Here is a 4526-nt window from a genome sequence, read left to right as displayed (position 1 = left end):
ATATCAACTTCATACGCTCTATGGAGGTTGATCTTGATTTTGAACAAAATCCTGACAATCGCTATCACCTGAGCCGCAGCAATACCATTGCTGAGTTCGGGGCCACCAAAAAAGAAGGTAAAAGCGGCTTATTGGGTATGCGCACCATAACTTATAAAAATTATTTGGTCAATCAGCCGCATCCAGACACAACGTATGCTATTAAGCAATCAGAAGAATCGGTAGATGAGGCTAAGATCAGAAATCAGGATTTCTGGGAACATAACCGCCTTGATACTTTAACTACTGCCGAAGCCAAAGTATATAAAAATGTTGACAGCCTTCGTAACATGCCATCATACAAACGTACCATGGATATTGCTACATTGGTGCTTGCCGGCTATAAGGGCTTCGGGAAGTTTGAGATTGGTCCTGCCAACACCTTTTACAGTTTTAACCCGGTTGAAGGCTTACGTTTAAGGCTTGGTGGCCGTACCACGCCTGAGCTAAGTAAACGCTACTATTTTGAAACATATGCGGCTTATGGTTTTAAAGACGAGCGCTGGAAATATTTTATAAGCGGTACATATTCCCTTAACAAAAAATCTATTTATAAGTTCCCGCAAAATTATATCAGGGCAAGTTTTCAGCGCGACACCAAAATACCGGGTGCAAACCTGCAATTTGTTCAGGAAGACAATTTCCTGCTGTCATTTAAACGTGGTGTAAATGATAAATACCTGTATAATGATTTTTACCGGTTGGATTACGTGCACGAACTTGAAAGCCATTTTTCTTTTGGTGCAGGGTTTAAAAACTGGAAACAGGAACCTGCCGGATCACTTTATTTTAACAATACAGTAAACGGACAGCCCAATTCTATACACACACTTACTACTACTGAACTTACTGCCAGCGTGCGTTGGTCGCCACATGAAGAATTTTACCAGGGTAAAATTTACAGGATCCCTATCCCTAATAAATATCCTACACTTGAACTTGATTATGCTGCGGGTATTAAAAACCTTTTCAATGGCGAGTACAACTATCAAAAGCTTGATTTCCGTATTGATAAGCGCTTATACCTGTCACAGCTGGGATATTCCGATCTTAACATATCGGCAGGAAAAATTTTCGGTCAGGTACCATTCCCGCTGTTAACTATTCCCCGGGCTAATCAAACTTATGCCTATGATCTTGATTCCTATAACCTGATGAACTTTTTGGAGTTTGTAAACGATAAATATGCAAGCTTTAGGATCGACCATCACTTCAGCGGTTTCTTTTTTAACAAAATACCTTTGCTTAAAAAGTTAAAATGGCGTGAAGTAGCATCGGCAAAAGTGTTGTACGGTGGTTTAAGTGATAAAAACAATCCTTCGTTACATCCGTCATTATATCAGCTTCCTGTTGATGGTAATGGATTACCTATTACTTATATCATGGACAAGACTCCTTATGTTGAAGGTAGTGTTGGTATCGAAAATATATTTAAATTTATACGGATTGATTATGTAAGGCGATTTAACTATTTAGACCATCCTGAGGTGCCAAGTTCAGGCATCCGTGTACGGGTCAAATTTGATTTTTAACTTTGTATCATAATAATTACAAAATGGAACAGCAAACATCAATAAGAACAAACCTTCAATTAGGCATTTACAAGGTTATTGATCCCTTTGTAAAAATTCTTATCAAAGTTGGTTTAACCCCTAACGCGGTTACATCAATTGGTTTTGTATTAAATGTGGGCGTGGCCGCCATATTTATTTTAGGCGCAGAAGAAGGCAACCGTGGTGATTTGAGCTATGTGGGCTGGGCCGGTGGTTTAATTTTGTTTGCAGGCCTGTTTGATATGCTTGACGGACAGGTAGCCAGGCTGGGTAACATGAAATCGACATTTGGTGCACTGTATGATTCTGTGCTTGACCGTTATAGCGAGTTGATCATGTTTTTGGGGATATGCTACTATTTAGTTGCCCACCATTATTTTTTAAGTTCAATAGCAGCGTTCATTGCATTAATAGGCTCCATGATGGTGAGTTATGTAAGGGCCCGTGCCGAAGGCTTAGGCGTTGAAATTAAAGGCGGTTTAATGCAAAGGCCCGAACGTGTGGTAACCATAGGTTTATGTGCTGCCTTAAGCGGTATAGTAGCCCAGTATATTGGCGGTAATTATAAATTATTTATTCCCGGTGTTAAGTTTCATGTTTTTGAAACCATATCAATATTTACTATACCACTTGTAATACTTGCAGTACTTACCAATATTACCGCATTTAACAGACTAAGAGAAGCTAAAAAGGCCTTAATAAAACTGGAAGAAGGCGGTGACGCCTGAGTTGTAAGTGATACGTTAGGAATGGGTGAATTTACGTCATTCTTACTATTAACAACGCCTTACTCAAAACTACCATACAAAACTCAAAACTAAAGCTCAAAATATCATATCTTCGTAACAATTAAATAAAGGTGTTTACTCCTAACTAAATCTTTATTAAAATTGTATCCGGTTAGGTTTTAAACCCCAAACATTACTAATATAATATTAAAAAAGACAAATAACAGGCAGAGAAATTGTTAAACATTTTAAACCCTGATATGCTATGAAAAAGAATTATGTCTCCAATTCTCAGGAGTCTGTGAGAATGTTTAAAAGCAATTTTTTAGAAGGTTTATCTAAGGTACATTACACCGTACCTCTATATATTTTTGTACCCGTTATTTTATTCTGCACTTATAAAGCCTTTTTTGAGGCCGGCATTAGTTTTATACTGTATGTTGGCTTATTTATCGCAGGCCTTTTTATATGGACAATTGTTGAGTATATCATGCACCGCTTTGTTTTCCATTATCAGCCAAAGGAGAATTGGAAATGGGCACAAAGGTTACATTTTATTATGCATGGGGTTCATCATGATTATCCAAGCGATGCCAAGCGCCTGGTATTGCCCCCATCGCTAAGTATTCCGTTAGCTACAGGTTTTTATTTTTTATTTAAAGCCTTGTTACCTGTAAATTATGTATTTGGTTTTTTCCCCGGTTTTATATTAGGTTACCTGTTTTATGATATATCGCATTATGMCATGCATCACTTTAACTTTAAAAGCGGCCTGTTTAAAAAAATAAAACAACACCATATGCTGCACCACTACCAGGATCCTGAAAAAGGCTATGGTGTGAGCTCGCCGCTGTGGGACAAAATATTCCGTTCGGGTTTCTTAAAAAAATAAGTGTGGATAGTACCGGGCATAACAGCATAACAATTAATACAAAAACGGTACTGATTGTTTCTCTTCTTTCTTTAGGTTATTTAGTAATTTCTTACTTCCTCATTGGATATAACTCGTCTGAGCTTTTTTTGGTTGCCATATTTAACTCGCTCTTTTACCTTTCAGTAATTACGCGCAAGTTTATATTGGGCTTTTCCATATTTATTGTGTATTGGATCATATTTGATTATATGAAGGCCTTTCCCAATTACAATTTTAACCCGGTTCACATAGGCGATCTGTATAATTTTGAAAAGCATCTTTTCGGCATACTCGATAATGGTAAGCTATTAACGCCAAATGAATACTGGAGACTGCATGGAACAACCTTTATTGATGTAATAACCGGCCTGTTTTACCTGTGCTGGATTCCTGTACCACTTGGATTCGCAGCGTTTCTGTTCTTTAAAAACAAGCGACAATTCCTCTATTTTTCGCTCACTTTTGTACTGGTAAATCTCCTGGGCTTTGTAATTTATTATACATACCCCGCTGCACCACCCTGGTATGTTCAATATCATGGCTTTGCATTCACCCCATTAAAGGCGGGCAACACAGCAGGGTTAGCCAAGTTCGATGCCTACTTTCATGCCGGTATTTTTAAATCCATATATACCAAGGGCTCTAATGTATTTGCAGCAATGCCATCGCTGCACTCCTCCTACCCTGTTATTGTGGTTTATTATGGTATAAAAAACCGCCTGGGCATCGTTAATGCAATTTTTGTTATAGTGATGCTGGGTATATGGTTCACCGCAGTGTATGCAAGTCATCATTATGTACTTGATGTGCTGGCAGGTATTACTACTGCAATAATCGGCATCTCCTTATTTAACCTGTTGATAAACCGTATAAAATGGCTGCAAAGGTTCATCAATAACTACGAGCAAATTATATTGTAATTACTGTACTATTTACTATACCAATTGAACATTGTTGAAAATCATGGCTCCATGTTAAATAATATTTGATCAGTAATATTACTCCCAATGTGCCATTAAAGCGTAAAAAGCACTAAAACCGACTATAATTATATACCAGCCTGATAGTTAGCGGCAAACAGGCACGTTATTTGACGAGGGATATTGAATTTAGCTGAACATTCGATAAACCCGTACATGAAGAAACTTATTACCTGTATTTTTATCCTCTTAGCGGTATTTCAATTATCAGCACAAGCGGGTGATCTTGATAGTCTTAAACAAAAATTACAGATCACTAAAGATTCATTAAAGGGCCCTGTATATATTGACATTGCCAACGCGTATTTATCAA

General features: G+C 37.7%; 4 protein-coding genes. All 4 read left to right on the top strand.

Features of this window, described 5'->3' with window-relative positions:
• A partial coding sequence (locus AC1DRQ_RS29640) for a DUF5686 family protein (protein WP_477429442.1) occupies positions 1-1571 on the top strand: 1571 nt, incomplete at its 5' end.
• 23 nt (positions 1572-1594) lie between these two features.
• Complete coding sequence (locus AC1DRQ_RS29635) at positions 1595-2320, top strand: CDP-alcohol phosphatidyltransferase family protein (RefSeq protein WP_429397637.1); 726 nt, start codon at positions 1595-1597, stop codon at positions 2318-2320.
• Between the two features lie 265 nt (positions 2321-2585).
• Positions 2586-3212: a sterol desaturase family protein gene (locus AC1DRQ_RS29630; protein ID WP_477429439.1), complete on the top strand. Its 627-nt coding sequence runs from the start codon at positions 2586-2588 to the stop codon at positions 3210-3212.
• A 2-nt stretch (positions 3213-3214) separates the two neighbouring features.
• On the top strand, positions 3215-4153 hold the full coding sequence (locus AC1DRQ_RS29625; protein WP_477429437.1) for a phosphatase PAP2 family protein: 939 nt from the start codon (positions 3215-3217) through the stop codon (positions 4151-4153).
• Positions 4154-4526 lie beyond the last annotated feature (373 nt).

It is taken from the genome of Mucilaginibacter sp. P4_E8, assembly GCF_056401495.1.
This window is presented reverse-complemented; position numbering and strand designations above follow the sequence as displayed.